The sequence below is a fragment of the Arthrobacter sp. efr-133-R2A-120 genome, from assembly GCF_030209835.1.
Lineage (GTDB): Bacteria > Actinomycetota > Actinomycetes > Actinomycetales > Micrococcaceae > Arthrobacter.
The window spans coordinates 14,470-30,173 of record NZ_JARVRF010000020.1 but is presented as its reverse complement, the minus strand read 5'-3'; the positions used below and the strand labels follow the sequence as shown (position 1 = coordinate 30,173).

Sequence of the window (15,704 nt, the reverse complement as noted above, 5' to 3'; positions counted from 1 at the left end):
TTCAGTCCCCCACCGAGCCGCTGACCCGCAGCGCGTTGATGATCGCCGGGATCGAGCCAAGAAGCATGATCAGGGCCCACACCAAGGCAACCACCACGGTAATGAGCGCCCAGAACTGGTCCCCGATGGACACAAGTGGGCCGGGGAGGAAGCTGTGGATGATGCCGAGGATGACCTGCAGGAGCACCGATACCAGGAGCAGCACCACGAGCCCGGTGACCTTCAGGAATTTCGGCTGGCTCAGAACCAACAGCACCGCGAAAACGATCTTGAGCAGCAACAGGAGGGCAAGGATCGCCGCCGCTTGGCTCGTGGGAAAACTTCCCCATAGCGCCAGGTAGGCAATGGTCCCGAAGGGTGCGGCCACGAACAGCCCGAACATCAGGAACAATTTCGCCAAGGCGAGGAGGGCCGTGAAGAACGCGCCCACCACCCAAAGAAGCGTGACAATCAAGGTGACAATGCCTTGGATTCGTCCGTAAACCCTGAGCTCCATGATCAGGCTGAGTCCGAGCATCACCACGGTGAACAGCAACAGCCCGTCCAGGAACGCAAGGAAACCGATCCCTGCGCCCGGTGGAGCAGCTGATGCGCGTTGGGTTTTTAAGAAGACGTCGATCGGGACGCCGAGCTTGTCCGCTTCGTCAGGCGAAACGGGTTCGACGGCGGTACCTCCGAGGAGGATCGACAAGCCGATTTCAGCCAACACGACGACGGCGAAGACGGCCACTGCCGCAACGAAGAACGGGCGGCGCAAGGCATCCGGGGATGGTCCGTCGCGCAGCCCGCCGAGGCCCGTTCCGCGCCCCAGCTGCGACCCCTGACCCCACCACGCTGGCGCCATGGGTCCATTGTGGCAGGCAGGGGGTTGAAAACAAGGTTTAGCCCAAGTTCCGCCCGCTTTCCACTCCATCGGGGTAGCGTTTCCCTATGAACGAGCAGAAGCCTGAAGACGTCTACACACACGGCCATCACGAGTCCGTCGTACGCGCCCACGCCTCCCGCACAGCCGAGAACTCTGCTGCGTTTGTCATCCCGCATCTCACCGCCGGGACATCGGTGCTCGACGTCGGATGCGGGCCTGGGAGCATCACTTGCGACTTCGCGGAGCTGGTGGCTCCCGCGAAGGTCGTCGGGCTCGACCGTTCCGCCGAGATCGTGGCCCAGGCTGCCTCGCTCGCGGCCGAACGTGGTGTGGAAAACGTGGAATTCGTGACGGGAAACATCTACGATCTGGACTTCGAGGACGAGACCTTCGACCTCGTCCATGCCCACCAAGTCCTGCAGCACCTGACCGACCCCGTGGCCGCGCTGCGCGAGATGCGGCGCGTCGCCAAGCCCGGCGCCATCGTTGCAGTGCGCGACGCCGATTTCCACGGCATGAGCTGGTACCCGGAAGTCCGCGAGCTCGACGACTGGATGGAGCTCTACCAAAAGATCGCCCGACGGAACGGAGCGGAGCCCGACGCCGGGCGGCGGCTCGTGTCCTGGGCGCAGCAGGCGGGCTTCACCGACGTCGCGCCCTCCAGCAGCAACTGGCTGTACGCCACCGCGCAGCAGCGCCGCTGGCAGTCGCGGGTGTGGAGCGAGCGGGTCCTGCACTCCGCCTTTGCCGAGCAAGCGCTCGAATACGGGCTTGCCAACGAAGCTGACCTGGCCAGGATCGCCGCCGGTTGGCACCGTTGGGGCTCCACTGATGATGGCTTCTTCCTGATCCCGAACGGGGAAGTCATCGCACGGGCTTAGCGGCTACCCAAAAGTTTCTTAAGATTTCCAGCAACCCATGTCGAAAACGGTCCCGCAGTTCCGACCCATGAATGAAAGCGCCCACACGGAGCGCCGCTCACAAGGAGTTCGAGATGAAATACATGATCATGATGTTTGGTTCTGCCGAGGGCATGATGGAGACCGCGGATCCCGAATGGATCAGGGAAATGATCGGGTTCATGATCCAGATCGACAAGGATCTCAGCGATTCCGGCGAGATGGTGTTCAACGCCGGGCTGGCCGACCCCGGTACAGCCAAGCTGGTCAAGCAGACGGATAGCGGGGTCATCACCACCGATGGACCTTTCGCCGAAGCCAAGGAATCCCTCATCGGCTACTGGGTAGTGGACGTCGCCGGCGAGGAACGGGCCGTCGAAATCTGCTCCAGCATCGTGAAGTACGCGCCGGTCGTCGAACTGCGCCGCGTCCAGGACGCGCCGCCGGAGGTCTAGCGCTTGGCCGAACTTTCCGGGGAATCCACGTTCGAGGACCTGCTGCGCACCCTTGCGCCGCAGGTCCTCGGCGTGCTCGTCCGCAGGCACGGCCAATTCGCCGAGTGCGAGGATGCCGTCCAGGAAGCGCTGCTTGAGGCAGCATTGAAATGGCCCGCCTGCGGTGTCCCGGACAACCCCAGATCCTGGCTGCTCACGGTCGCCACACGGCGTTTGGTGGACTACTGGCGCAGCGAAAGTGCCCGGCAAGCTCGCGAACAACGCGCGGCGGCCTTGGAACCGCCGCCTCGCGAGGAGCCTTTCTCAAGCAGCGACGCGGACGGGTTTGCGGAAGACACCCTCACCCTCCTTTTCCTGTGCTGCCACCCCGCCCTCTCTGCACCCTCGCAGCTGGCACTGACATTGCGGGCAGTCGGAGGGCTCACGACGGCGGAAATCGCCAGCGCGTTCTTTGTCCCGGAAGCCACCATGGGCCAGAGGATCAGCCGGGCCAAGCAGAGCATCAAGAAAGCCGGAGCCCATTTCGAGCTTCCGGAAACGGGCGATCGAAAGGCGCGGCTCGGCGTCGTACTCCACGTCCTGTACCTGATCTTCAACGAGGGCTACGCGGCAAGTTCCGGCCCATCCATGCAGCGCGAAGACCTCACCGCGGAGGCGATCCGCCTTGCGCGGCTCCTGCAGGGGCTTCTTCCGGACGAACAGGAGGTGGGCGGGTTGCTGGCCCTCATGCTCCTCACCGATTCGCGACGCCGGGCGAGGTCCCTCCCGGACGGTATGCTCGTACCGCTCGCTGAGCAGGACCGCGGGCTGTGGGACACGGCGCAGATCGCCGAGGGGCTTGAACTCTTGTCAGCCGTGTTGGGCGCTGGGCATCCGGGGCCCTATCAGCTGCAGGCAGCCATCGCTGCAGTCCATGCCGAGGCGGCCTGCGCGGACCAGACCGATTGGCCGCAGATCCTGGCGTTGTACACGGTCCTTGAAGCCATGGCTCCAAGTCCGGTGGTGTCGCTCAACCGGGCAGTGGCCGTGGCGATGGTTGAAGGGCCGCGGGCGGCCCTTGAGCTGCTGGATGGGCTTGGGACTGGGCTGGGAGACTGGCACAGGCTCGACGCCGTTCGCGGGCACCTGCTCGAAATGTCCGGCGACCTTGCGGGCGCCCGGGAGTGCTTTCTTGCCGCGGCAAAGAAGACCGGAAGCATTCAGGAGCGGCAGTATCTTCTGGTGAAGGCGGCCAAACTCGGGCAGTTGTCCACATAGCTCTACCCAAGACTCGTCGTGATTGGGCTCGACGCCGAGATGCAGCTGGAAAGCATCCGGGTTGTCACGGAGTCCATTGAAGGCAGCCTGAAGACGCTCTGGTAACCCCTCGTCCGTGTAGGCGCATCAGCTCGTCCGGGCCCGGCTTCCTGCGGGCATAAGCTGGATTGGTGCAAATTTCGCTTTGGCTGGCCCTGGTAGGCGCCGGCACCCTGATCAGTTTCACTCCCGGCGCGGGCGCCATCTCCACCATGAGCAATTCGCTCAACTCGGGATTCCGCCGCTCCATCTGGGGAGTGCTGGGCCAACAGGCGGCACTGATCATCCACATCCTGATCGTTGCGCTCGGGGTAGGTGTTCTGGTCTCCAGCTCGCCTGTGGTCTTCAACGTGATCCGCTACACCGGGGCGGCATATCTGGTGTACATGGGCATACGGCAATTCCTGCACCGGCCGGACCTGGACAAGGAGAAAGTGGAGGCCCGGCGGAACGAGCCAGCGTGGTCCATGTTCCAGCGAGGTATTTGGGTCAACCTGCTCAATCCCAAGGCGATCGTCTTCTTCCTGGCCTTCATGCCGCAATTCATCCGACCCGAGCAGCCACTGATTCCGCAGTATCTGATCCTCAGCACCACGATCGTTTTCATCGACATTTGCGTCATGTGGTTCTTCTTCGCCTTGGCAGCCCGTTCATTCCAACGGTTCACGCACAATGAGCACGGACAGAAGGTCCTGAACCGCACTTTCGGCGTGCTCTTCGTGTCCGTGGGTGTGCTGCTCGCCGTCATCCACTAGGGAGAGATTCGTCTAGTACGTCCCTTTCCCCGCGCAGTCGGGCACAGTTCGTTGCGCGGGCGTGGTTGAGCGAACCTAGGCAGGCTGGCGTAGTTCCGGTCGGTGGCGCCTGTGAAACACGTCCCCGAAATAGTGTGCCGCGAGGACGGACGGGTCTCCGTTCACGTGCGCTCCTGGCAGGGGCGGGGCCGTTGACCGGTAGCTATGCCCGGTGGGGGTGCGGATCTCGAACATGTGCCGCGTGCCGGGGCGTGTTGCTCCGGTTTGTGCTGTCCAGCCGGCAAGTTCCTTGGTGTAATTGCATGCTTCGCAGAGCCCGGCCCCGTTATCCAGGCTGGTGATGCCTCCCTGGTACCAGGGGAGGATGTGGTCAAAATGCCTGATTGGCGCGTCGCAGTACGGGGTGCGGCAGGTATCGTCACGGACCTGGATGAAGCGCCGCAAACCGGGCGGGAACAGCCTCGACCTCGAGTCCGCGGCGAGAAGGTCCCCGGTTCCGGGGGCGGTGAAGAGGCGCCGCAGCCAGACCTTAAAGTCCCGGTCCCCGGGCTGGCGTTGCTCAGCTTGGTCGGGACCGGCTCGGCGCTGTCCTGCTTGGCCCGGTTCCTCGCTGCTGCCAGGGTTTCCGGCCAGGAGGTTCCTTGCCCACGCGGCGGGCACGATCCCGTACCCAGGCAGGCGCGCCGGCTCGCTGTCACCTTGGAAGAGGGTCCGGTCGGTCATGACGACCTGGACTTCAACCCCGGCGATCCCGGCAGGGGTGCCGGTGGTGCGTTCGACCAGGGCATCGGCCATGATCTGTCCCCGGGACCGGGCGTCCCCACCGTCGTTACGGAGGGTGTCTGCGTGCCGGGTCAGGGCCGCGTGCACGGCCACGCCCTGCGCGACGGGAAGGAGCGCGGTCAGGTATGTCATGGTGTCCGGTGCCGGGCGCAGGCTCACGTGCCGTTCGGTGGCGGCGTGGCTGGCGCGCTGGGTCACCGTACGCGGGTCCCGCCGGTACGCGGCGGCACGGGCGGCGGAGATGATGGCCTTGTCCCCGGCGCCGTCGAAGGTTCCGGTGTCGGCGGCGAGTTCCTCGTCCACGGCGCAGCGGTCTTCGGCGGACAGGCAGGCTGTTTCCTTCACCAGCAGCGTGGCGCGCCATTCGTTGAGCTGTCCGGTGTCCAGGGCGGCGAGGGTGTGCGGCATTTCGGTCACGAGGGCCTTGGCGAGTCCGTGGAGCCGGGATCCGCGGGCGGGGGATTCCCTCCGGGCCAAGGCTACCTGGGCCGCCACGCCGCGGCCGCGTTCCTCGGCCGGCACACCTGCCGCCGCGTCGGCGCTGCGCTGGACCGCATCGAACGCCACAGCGATCCTCGCCTGCAAACCCGCGACCGCGGACTTCAGATCCTCCAGGACGCGCAACTGGTCAATCAGTCCTGCACTGTCAGTGCCCGGCCGAAGGGAGCTCACCGCATCTATCAGGGCCCGCACACAGCCATCCGGAGCCGCGCCGCTAACTGGCGCGCCCTCTCCGATCAGCTGGGTTCCCTGAATGCCGTCCATAAGAAAAGCCTCTCAGCGACCACTGACATTTTTAGGCCGGAGAACCACCACCAGGCGAAAAAATCTCGAATTTCTTCGGCTGCTCCGCGAGCGTCGCTTATCTGCTGAAAAAGGACGGTTACGCTGGCTCACACCGGCGAAGAGCCCGTCTTTGAGCCGGCACCCAGAACCCCTACATAGCATGGCCGCTACTTGAACTGCACGACCCACTTTTCCTGGTGTGGAGAGGAGGCATGGCGCGCAGGACACCTGTGGGGTTGCGGAACTGACCGGAGGCGGAGTGGGTGCCGCCTTGCCGGCTTTGCCGAGCGGACCGGAGGCGCGTGGCGTCATGGACAGGCCGACGAAATGTACCTAGCCCGTGGAGCCGCGCACCACCAACGAGCTCTCGAGTGTCAGCTGCGGCTGTTCCAGCTCACGGCCTTCCATCAACCCCCGGAGCTGCTCGCCGGCCTTAAGTCCCAGGGGCGTGGCCGGCAGATGCACACTCGTCAGGCTGGGGTTGCTCGTGGCCGAATACGGCAGGTCGTCGAAGCCGGCAACCGCGAGTTCCGCCGGAATCCGGACACCGGCCACGCGGGCTTCCTGCAGCACACCGTACGCGTGGGTGTCCGTTCCGCAGACGACGGCGGTGACCCCGGCGCGCTGCCAGTCCGGCCAGGCGGCAGCGAAGGCAGCCGCTGCAGCGCCGACGTCGATGGTGGTACTGATGATGTGCTCGTCCGCCACGGAAATACCGCAAGAATTTGCCTCATCCAAGAACGCCGCCCGGCGCACTTCGAACGTGGCCGTGCCCGTCACGCTGTCCACATAGGCAACTCGCTTATGCCCGGAGGCCGCAAGATGCGCGGCCAATTCACGGGCGCCATGGGCAACGTCGAGATTCACGGAAGGAGCGTAGGCTTCAAGCCCGGGGGCATCGAGAAGGACCAAGGGCCCGGCGACGGACAGGTCCTCCAGGAAGGCCGCGTTGGGCGCATCCACCAGCAGCCCGGCAGGGCGAAGGGCCAGGAGTTTTCGGACGTCCTCCGCTCGGGGAAACTCACCGGCGTCAGTCACGGAGAGCAGCAGTTGGTACTTGGAGCCGAGCGATTCCCGGACTCCGGCGATGACCTTGGCGAAAAAGGGGTTGGAAATGTCCGGCGCCACCAGGATCACAATCGAGCTCACGCCCTTGGCCAAAGAACTTCCGATCCCATCCACTACGTAGCCGAGTTCGGCGATGGCCTGGCGGACGCGCGAAATGTTGTCTTCGGACACCCTGCCCTGGGTTTTCCCGTTGGCAACCAGGGACACCGTCGCAGTGGAGACCCCTGCCAGGGAGGCCACCATCGACGCAGTGACGCGCTGCGTACGGCTTGGGGCCCGATGCACTGGTTCCGCGGATTCCATACAACGATCGTAGTCGGAATCAGCCTCCTGCCGTGCCGCAAGGCATCAAGCGCTTGACGCAAATTGCGTTAAGCGCTTGACGTGGCACCCAAGCCAGTGCCAGAATTCCCCTGAATGCTTTAGCGCCCTGCCTCGGCAGGCCCCAATGACGTGGAGATGAACATGGACCCCAACACCATGACCCGTGAACGCAAGAAGATCATCCTGGATTGCGATCCCGGGCATGACGACGCCGTGGCCCTGCTGCTGGCCCACGGCAACCCGGACATCGAACTGCTCGCCGTCACCACGGTGGTCGGCAACCAGACCCTCGAAAAGGTCACCCGCAACGCACTCTCGGTGGGCACCATTGCTGGCATCACGGGTGTCCCCTTTGCCGCCGGCTGCGACCGTCCGCTGGTCCGCTCCATCGAAACCGCACCGGACATCCACGGCGAAACCGGCATGGACGGCCCCGAACAGCCCGAGTCCACCATCGAGCTGGACCCGCGCCACGCCGTCGACCTCATCATCGAAACGATCATGGCGCACGAGCCGGGCACCGTCACCCTCGTCCCCACTGCGGGACTCACCAACATCGCCATGGCAGCCCGCAAGGAACCACGCATCGTTGAACGTGTCAAGGAAGTCGTCCTCATGGGCGGCGGCTACCACGTAGGCAACTGGAGCGCCGTGGCGGAATTCAACATCATCATTGACCCCGAGGCCGCACACATCGTCTTCAACGAAAAGTGGCCCGTTGTGATGGTCGGTTTGGACCTCACGCACCAGGCCCTGGCCACTCCCGAGGTCGTCGAGAAGATCGCTGCCGTTGGCACCAAGCCTGCCAAGTTCGTCATGGAACTGATGGAGTTCTTCACCAAGACCTACAAGGACGCCCAGGGCTTTGACTATCCTCCGGTGCACGATCCCTGCGCCGTGGCCTACGTCATCGACCCCACCGTGATGACTACCCGCAAGGTCCCCGTCGACATCGAACTGCAGGGCAAGCTCACGCTTGGCATGACCGTGGCCGATTTCCGCGCCCCCGCACCGGCCGACTGCAACACCTCCGTCGCCGTCGACCTCGATCACGAGAAATTCTGGAACCTCGTCACCGACGCGATCATCCGCATCGGCGAGCCCGGCGAGCCCGACGGCGGCGCTCCCGCCGCCGTCGCAAGCCAACCCGCCGCCAGCATCGCAGGAGAGGCCAAGTAAATGACCACCCTCATCACCGAAACCAAGACCAACCGCGGCAATGTCGCGGCCCTCATGGTCGCCCTGCTGGCCGCCTGCGTGGCCTTCCAGCTCAACGCTTCAATGCTCAGCCCGGCCCTCGTGACCATGGGCAACGAGCTCCACACGGACCAGGCAGTCATCGGCCTCTCCCAGACCTGGTTCTTCACGGCCGCGGCCCTGTTCTCGCTCTTCCTGCCGCGCCTGAGCGACATCGTCGGACGCAAGAAGATCCTCCTGGGCATGATGCTGCTGATGGCCGTCGGCTCGGTCATCGCGGCCATGGCACCGGACGTCACCTGGCTCTTCGTGGGCCGCATCATCCAGGGCGTCAGCGGCCCCACCGTGCCGCTGTGCCTCATCATGCTGCGCTCCGCCGTCAACAACCCGCGCAAGTACGGAGCCCTGATGGGCCTCATCACGGCAGTCAATGGCGGCGTAGCCGGTGTCGACTCCTTCGTGGGCGGTTACTTCGCCGAGCACTTCGGATTCCGCAGCATCTTCTGGCTCATGGTTGGCCTCGCAATCGTGGCAACAGCCTTGATCGCCATCCTTGCCGGCGAGAGCAAGCCTGCTGCCGGTACCGGCATGGACTGGCTGGGCGTGTTCTTCATTGTCATCGCGGTGGGGGCACTCCTGACGGCCCTCAATGAAGGATCCAAGCTGGTTGGCGCCTTCTCTTCAGGGACGCTCGTCCTGGCCATCGGGCTGATTGTGGTCGCTGCCGCCGCGTTCGCCGCGTTCTGGACAGTCGAGAAGCGCTCTAAGAAGCCCATGGTGGAAACGATCCACCTTCGCCAGCGTTCCACCTGGGCGCCGCTGCTGACCACCACCCTCGCCATGACCGGCATCTTCGCAGTCATCAACGGCATCGTCCCGGCCTACGTCCAGGCCGCGGCACCGGGATTCGGGGTCGGCCCCACCGAGATGTCGCTCATGATCCTCACGCCGTACGCCCTCCTCGGCTGGGTGTTCGGACCCATCAGCGGCCGGCTCGCCCCCGTGCTCGGCTACACCAAAGTCCTGCGCATCGGCATGCTGGGCAGCATCGCGGCCCTGGCGATCATCGCGTTCCTCGGACTCAGCAGCCTTCCCCTCATGATCGTGGGAACGGCCTTGCTCGGCATCATGTACGCCGGTACGGTCAACATCATGCTCAACGGACTCGGAGTTGTCCTCTCCCCCGCCGGCAACCCCGGCTTCCTGCCCGGCATGAACGCCGGCGCCTTCAACCTTGGCGCCGGCCTGAGCTTCCTGGTGTTGCCGGCGGTCCTTGTGGCGACCTCGGCGCTCGGCGACGCCAAAGCCTCGTACTTGACGGTCGTCGTCGTAGGCCTGGCCATCACGGTTGCCGCCTTCGCGGCGTCGCTGCTCATCCCCAAGCCCCTCGAAGCCGAGGTTGAAAAGTGAACCGCAGGATCGTGGTCGTCGGGTCCTTGAACGCGGACCTGACCATCTATTGCGAGCGGCTCCCGCTCCCGGGCGAAACCGTCCACGGTAACGGTTTCGCGGTCAATCCCGGCGGCAAAAGCGCCAACCAGGCCGTCGCGGCGAGCAAGTTGGGCGGCACGGTGAGCCTGATCGGCGCGGTCGGAAACGACTCCAACGGCGCCATGCTCCTCGCCTCCACGGAAGGGGCCGGCGTGGACGTTTCGCGCGTCCGCCGTTCCGCGGATGTGGCCACCGGCGTCGCGGTTATCGCGGTGGACGCGAACGGTGAGAACAACATCATCATTTCGGCCGGCGCCAACGGAACGCTCGCTCCGGCGGACGTCCCGGCGGACGCTTTCGGCGACGCCGCGGTGCTCTGCCTCTGCCTGGAGGTCAGCCTTGAGACCGTGGAGGCTGCCGCCAAAACAGCGCACGACGCCGGCGCAACAGTTCTGTTGAACCTCTCGCCGTACGCCGAGATCCCGCAAAGCCTGGCCGCGTTGAGCGATGTCCTGCTCGTGAACGCCCACGAAGCCTCGATGTTCCTGGGCGACGCCGAGATGCCCCACCCGGGCGCCCACGCAAGCGCCTGGGAACCGGTTCGAAGCCAGTTCGCCGAGCGGGGGCTGGAGCGGGTCCTCGTTACCCTAGGCTCCCATGGCTCAGTGGTGCTGGATTCCCTCGCCGCGTCCGGGGAACAGATCTCCCGGATCGCACCCACCAAGGTCAATGCGGTGGATACGACCGGTGCAGGGGACGCCTTCACGGGCGCCGTCGCTGCCCGCCTCGCCGCGGGCGAAACCTTGGCCGAAGCCGCAGCGTTCGCTTCGGTTGCCGCGGCGCTCGCCACTACCAAGAAGGGCACCCAAGCCGCATACCCCGGCGCCGAGGAAGTCCTGGAGCACTTGCGGATTTCCTGACCCGGCCTGTGCTTCTACGCCTCCACCAGCGACTTTACAAATTCTATGATTCTGACTAGCCAAGACGGGGTGGGATCCTCCATGCTTGCTCCATGTACTCAGCGTCGAGCCCATACCGCATCATCACCGTCTGCACGGGAAACATCTGCCGCTCACCCATGGCGGAACTGATGTTGACCGAAGCGTTCGACACCGGAGGGCTCGGTGGAGCGGTTGTTGTGGACTCCGCGGGAACTACCTCCTACGAGGCAGGGCACCCCATCGATCCACGTGCAGCCCGGGTCCTTTCGGCACACCGCATCCGCTCCGAAGGACACGTTGCCAGAAGCTGGCGCCAGGAGTGGTTCCGGGAGCGGGACCTGATTTTGGCCCTAGACGTGGATCACTATGGGTGGTTGCACGAGGCCGCCCCGGATTCGGAAACACTCGCAAAGATCCGGATGCTGCGCAGTTTCGACCCGTCCGTAGCAGGCCGGAGCACCCTGGACCTGGGCATCGAGGACCCCTGGTACGGGGGCCACCACGATTTCGACGTCACCTGGGACCTCATCCGCGCGGCCGTTCCAGGCATCGTCGCCCACACCCGGGACGTCCTTGCCGCCAGGCAGCTCGCACAGCACCACGACCCACAGCAGGTACGCTCTATTTCATGACCCCAGCACCCGTGATCATCGCCATCGATGGCCGGTCCGGCGCGGGAAAGACCACTCTCGCCGTCGAACTAGCCGCCCGCCTCCGCATGCATCACAAGGTGTCGCTGTTCCATCTCGAGGACATCTATCCGGGCTGGAACGGCCTCGCCGCGGGAATCGAACGGTACGTGACCACGGTCCTGGAACCGCTGCGACGCGGCGACGCCGCCGAGTGGGTCAGTTGGGACTGGGAGAAACACTACGACGGCCGCAACCACGTCACCCTGCCTGCCGAAATCGTCATTGTCGAGGGCGTCGGGGCAGCCGCGAGTGCCGCCCGGCCCATGCTGGACGCCGTGGTCTGGGTGGACGCTCCCGACGACGACCGCCGGCATCGTGCGATGGCCCGGGACGGCAGCAGCTACGAACCGTTCTGGGACAGCTGGGCGGCGCAGGAGGACGAGTGGCTGGAGACCGACGACATCCTCGACCACACGGATGTCAGGGTGCTGAACCGCGCGGACGGAAACGCCCCGGACGACGCCCTGCAGGCGCTGAGCTACCTCTCTTCGCTCTCCCCCGTGCTGGCTCCCGAGCTCTCGGCGCGCCGCGGCTTGCAGCTCAAGGCCGAACGGATCGACGCCACGCCGGACGCCGCGGACCTGTTCCAAGCGCTGTACGCCAAGTCCGCCAATGCCGTCTGGCTCGATTCCTCCAACACGTCCTCCAACAGGGACACAGTCAGCGACGCCGGATCCCCCAACGCCGCGGCCGAGCGCAGCCGCTTCAGCATCCTCGCGGACGACGGCGGTTCATTCGGTCAGGCTGTAACGCACAGTTCCGGATCCACCCGGCTGAGTGCCGGATGCGCCACCGTGGAGACCACCGGTCCCTTCTTCCGCTGGCTGGACACCGTGTGGGGCCGCAAGGCCTTGAGGGCACCGGAAGGCTATGACTGCGAATTCACGCTCGGTTGGCTGGGGTACCTCGGCTATGAACTGAAGCGGGAGACCGGTGGCAGCGATGTCAAAGCCGGCACTCCGGATGCGGCGTTGCTCTTCGCCGGCCGGGCGGTGGTGATCGACCACCGTGACGAAACAGTGTGGCTGCTCGCCATCGATGCCCCAGACGCCGGCGATTGGCTTGGGCTTGCGCGCGGGGCCGTGCTGTCTGCGGCGTCGGCACTCCAATCGGCCACCGCGCCGAGGCACCCGGCCGGGGACCCCGCCGTCGGGAGTTCCGCAGTGGCACTTGAGTTCTCCAGCCGCGACACCGAGGACGAATACAAAAGCAAAATCACCGAAGCCCAGAACCAGATCGCCGAGGGCAACACGTACGAGGTCTGCTTGACCACCACCGTGACCGCCTCGGATCCCGGGCTGGACCCGTGGGAGAGCTACCTCGCGCTGCGCAAGCGCAACCCGGCGCCGTTCGCGAGCTACTTGCGGTTCGGCGATCTGACGGTCGCGAGTACCTCGCCGGAGCGCTTCCTGCGGATAACTTCCGACGGCGGCATGCGGGCCGAGCCGATCAAGGGCACCAGGGCGCGGGCCAACGATCCGGTCATCGACGAGGCGCTGCGCCGTGGCCTTGAATCCTCGCTCAAGGACCGTGCCGAGAACATCATGATTGTGGATTTGCTCCGCAACGACCTCAGCCATTTCGCCGTGCCCGGATCGGTGACCGTCAGCCGGTTGTGCGCGGTGGAAAGCTACGCCACGGTGCACCAGATGGTGAGCACCATCGACGCCCGGCTGCGACCCGGAGCACCGCGGGCCGAGGCAGTGGCGGCCGCGTTCCCTGCCGGGTCCATGACGGGCGCCCCGAAGATCAGCACCATGGACATCCTTGACGGCTTGGAGTCCGGACCGCGCGGCGTCTATTCCGGCGCGATCGGGTACTTCTCCCTCAACGCGGCGACGGATCTCGCCGTTGTGATCCGGACCTTGGTGATGGGTCCCGACGGCGACGGCGGACGCACGCTCAGTCTCGGCGTCGGCGGCGCCATTACGGCGGACTCGACGCCCCAGGACGAATACGAGGAAATCCGGACCAAGGCGTTCGGCGTGCTCTCCGCCCTGGGCGCGGAGTTTCCCACTACCTGAGAATCAGTCGTGTTCTTCCGTCCTGGCGCGGACCGTCCGGGGATCGTTGCGGGTGATCGTGTAGTAGATCAGGCTGGCGAGGATGGCCCCCACGAACCATGAATACGGGCCCAGGCCCGAGCCTCCCGGGAGGAAGGTCTGCAGTGCCGGGACCAGCGCCAAGACACCCGCGACGACGGCGGCCGGAACCAGCGCGGCAATGGCCTTGAGGTTCCAGCCTTTGGTGTAGAAGTAGAGGCCGTTCTCGTCCTCGTGATACAGGTCCGAGACCTTGCACCGCTGGTGCCGGATGCGGAAGAAGTCCGTGAAGATGACCCCGAACAGTGGACCGAGCAACGCGCCGAGGCCGCCCAGGAAATACACGATCACCACGGGGCTGCTGAAGAGGTTCCAAGGCAGGATCACAATTGCGAGCACCGCGCTGATGAGGCCGCCACGGCGGAAGTCGATCCGGTGCGGGGCCACGTTGGCGAGGTCGTAGGAGGCTGAGACGAAGTTGGCCACCACATTGATGCCGATCGTGGCCACGACGAAGGTCACGGCGGCGATGATGGTGATCCACGGATTCTTGATCGCCTGGACGATCGCCACAGGATCGGTGATGACCTTGAACATGTCCTGCCCGCGGTACTGGTCTGCGGTGAAGTAGGACGCCGCGCCGGCCGTGACCACCACCGTGACAAGGGCGAACGCGATGAAGTTCACGGGCAGGCCCCAGAAGTTGCCGCGCAGGATGGTCTTCCGGTCCGGCGAGAACCGGGAGAAATCGCAAAAGTTCAGGAGAAGCGCAGCAAAGTACGTGACTGTGAGGGCGATGGCAGAGAAGAACTGGGTCAGGGCTGCCGGGCCGTCCAAGGGCGCGACGCCGGGGATCGAGAGGCTGAACTTGTTGCCCGCTTGCGTCAGGATGTAGATCGCGAGCGCGAACATGGCCACCCAAATGGCGGGACCGGCCCAGTCCTGGAACTTCCGGACCGTCTCCATGCCGCGGCGGATAACCAGCAGCTGGACCGCCCAGAGGACCAGGAAGGCCGCCCAGCCGAGCGGCGTCAGGCCCAGGATGCGTGGCACGTCCGGACCGTCGAGCGAAGTCAGCTGGGGCCACACGGAAAACAGCAGCACCAGCACGGCTTCCGAAGCGAGCCAGGTCTGGATTCCGTACCAGGCGATGGCGATGAGTGCCCGGATCAGGGCAGCAAGGTTGGCGCCGAAAAGGCCGAACGACATCCGCGCGAGGACCGGATACGGAACGCCCGTTTTCTGCCCAGCCGTCCCGGCGAAGTTCATGAGGAAGTAGACCAGGGTGATGCCGAGGACCAGGGCCAGGAAGACCTGCCAGCCCACCAGTCCGGTGATGAAGAGGCCGGCCGCGAAAGTGTAGCCGGCGATGCTGTGGACGTCGCACATCCACAGGGCGAAGAGGCTGCGAACCCTCCAATTGCGTTGCCGGGCCGGTGCGAGGTCCGCGTTCCATAGCCTGTCGCTGACCAATCGGCCCTCGGCCAGGATCCGGACTTTCTCAGGGTATTCGTCTCCCGGCTCAGGCAGTGCCTGCACCGCCGGGGACTCGTTTTTCCGCGCCATGACGCCTCCGAAGAACGCTTCCAAACATGCTTGGAATTACAGAATCGCCCTATTGCCGCCGGAAGGAAAGCCCTCTTGGGAGTGCCCGCACCCCAAGCATTAGCATTGGTCCCACTACGTCTTACTAGGAGGGTGCATGCCGTACATCGTTGACTTCGAGAATGTTTCTACTGTCGGTCTGGAATCGTCTCCCGTTGCCGAGGCGCTTGCCGGGTTGCGCGCCAACGAGGGCCGCTACTACCGGAACAAGTACGACCATGCCTTCACAGTGAGCCCCGCGAGCGAGGTTCCGGAGGTGGTCGAGCGGGTGAGCCGTATCCTGAAGGACGAGCGTGACATCGTCATCAGCTCCCGCCCGCTGGAAGCGACAGCCTTCGAAGTCGACGGTTTGCGGATGGCCTACGTTTTCTACGAGTCGGGGCTGTCGATCAACGTCATGTACAGCATCGATGCCGGCGGAAAGCGGGCGGTCGGATTCAAACTCGCCGAAGGCATGGAGATTCCGGAAGAACTCGCGTCACGCTTCAAGTTCGCTCGCCAGAAGTCAAAGTTGGCAGGCGTTATCCGCGGCTCGTTTTTCGTGATCAAGGGCGAGTACTAGCAG

The 15,704-nt window shown here is 64.9% G+C and carries 14 protein-coding genes; 10 read left to right on the top strand and 4 right to left on the bottom strand.

Annotated elements, in window-relative coordinates:
* Window position 1 precedes the first annotated feature (1 nt).
* Window positions 2-844: a hypothetical protein gene (locus QRN52_RS11490; RefSeq protein ID WP_284752850.1), complete on the bottom strand. Its 843-nt coding sequence runs from the start codon at window positions 842-844 to the stop codon at window positions 2-4.
* Window positions 845-930: 86 nt separating this feature from the next.
* On the opposite strand from QRN52_RS11490, the gene QRN52_RS11485 reads away from it, so the two are divergent.
* The 4 genes from QRN52_RS11485 (at window position 931) to QRN52_RS11470 (ending at window position 4,270) form a co-directional block, all read left to right on the top strand.
* The gene (locus QRN52_RS11485) at window positions 931-1,746 is read left to right on the top strand and encodes a methyltransferase domain-containing protein (RefSeq protein WP_234751019.1); all 816 of its coding nucleotides are present in this window, start codon (window positions 931-933) and stop codon (window positions 1,744-1,746) included.
* Window positions 1,747-1,859: 113 nt separating this feature from the next.
* Complete coding sequence (locus QRN52_RS11480) at window positions 1,860-2,219, top strand: YciI family protein (RefSeq protein WP_284752849.1); 360 nt, start codon at window positions 1,860-1,862, stop codon at window positions 2,217-2,219.
* Between the two features lie 3 nt (window positions 2,220-2,222).
* Window positions 2,223-3,476 carry an RNA polymerase sigma factor gene (locus QRN52_RS11475; RefSeq protein ID WP_284752848.1) on the top strand — a complete coding sequence of 418 codons (1,254 nt, stop codon included), beginning with the start codon at window positions 2,223-2,225 and terminating at the stop codon, window positions 3,474-3,476.
* Between the two features lie 170 nt (window positions 3,477-3,646).
* Window positions 3,647-4,270 (top strand): LysE family transporter, encoded by a 624-nt coding sequence (locus QRN52_RS11470; RefSeq protein WP_284752847.1) that lies wholly within the window; start codon window positions 3,647-3,649, stop codon window positions 4,268-4,270.
* Between the two features lie 75 nt (window positions 4,271-4,345).
* On the opposite strand, the gene QRN52_RS11465 is transcribed toward QRN52_RS11470, so the two are convergent.
* Window positions 4,346-5,818 (bottom strand): HNH endonuclease, encoded by a 1,473-nt coding sequence (locus QRN52_RS11465; protein WP_284752846.1) that lies wholly within the window; start codon window positions 5,816-5,818, stop codon window positions 4,346-4,348.
* A gap of 354 nt (window positions 5,819-6,172) precedes the next feature.
* Window positions 6,173-7,150 (bottom strand): LacI family DNA-binding transcriptional regulator, encoded by a 978-nt coding sequence (locus QRN52_RS11460; RefSeq protein ID WP_284752890.1) that lies wholly within the window; start codon window positions 7,148-7,150, stop codon window positions 6,173-6,175.
* A gap of 222 nt (window positions 7,151-7,372) precedes the next feature.
* Between QRN52_RS11460 and uriH the strand changes: the two genes are divergently transcribed.
* The 5 genes from uriH (at window position 7,373) to pabB (ending at window position 13,516) form a co-directional block, all read left to right on the top strand.
* On the top strand, window positions 7,373-8,410 hold the full coding sequence (uriH, locus tag QRN52_RS11455; protein WP_284752845.1) for a uridine-preferring nucleoside hydrolase UriH: 1,038 nt from the start codon (window positions 7,373-7,375) through the stop codon (window positions 8,408-8,410).
* Entirely contained in the window at window positions 8,411-9,838 is a 1,428-nt protein-coding gene (gene uriT, locus QRN52_RS11450; protein ID WP_284752844.1) for a uridine transporter UriT, read from the top strand. It abuts the gene before it with no gap.
* Window positions 9,835-10,779 carry a ribokinase gene (locus QRN52_RS11445; RefSeq protein WP_284752843.1) on the top strand — a complete coding sequence of 315 codons (945 nt, stop codon included), beginning with the start codon at window positions 9,835-9,837 and terminating at the stop codon, window positions 10,777-10,779. Before uriT ends, QRN52_RS11445 begins: the two co-directional genes overlap by 4 nt.
* Window positions 10,780-10,871: 92 nt before the next feature.
* Complete coding sequence (locus QRN52_RS11440) at window positions 10,872-11,432, top strand: low molecular weight protein-tyrosine-phosphatase (protein WP_284752842.1); 561 nt, start codon at window positions 10,872-10,874, stop codon at window positions 11,430-11,432.
* On the top strand, window positions 11,429-13,516 hold the full coding sequence (gene pabB / locus QRN52_RS11435) for an aminodeoxychorismate synthase component I (protein ID WP_284752841.1): 2,088 nt from the start codon (window positions 11,429-11,431) through the stop codon (window positions 13,514-13,516). Before QRN52_RS11440 ends, pabB begins: the two co-directional genes overlap by 4 nt.
* Window positions 13,517-13,519: 3 nt before the next feature.
* On the opposite strand, the gene QRN52_RS11430 is transcribed toward pabB, so the two are convergent.
* A complete protein-coding gene (locus QRN52_RS11430; RefSeq protein WP_284752840.1) occupies window positions 13,520-15,100 on the bottom strand; it encodes an NCS1 family nucleobase:cation symporter-1 in 1,581 nt (526 codons plus the stop codon).
* Window positions 15,101-15,236: 136 nt separating this feature from the next.
* Between QRN52_RS11430 and QRN52_RS11425 the strand changes: the two genes are divergently transcribed.
* Window positions 15,237-15,701: a DUF8821 family protein gene (locus tag QRN52_RS11425; protein WP_284752839.1), complete on the top strand. Its 465-nt coding sequence runs from the start codon at window positions 15,237-15,239 to the stop codon at window positions 15,699-15,701.
* Window positions 15,702-15,704 lie beyond the last annotated feature (3 nt).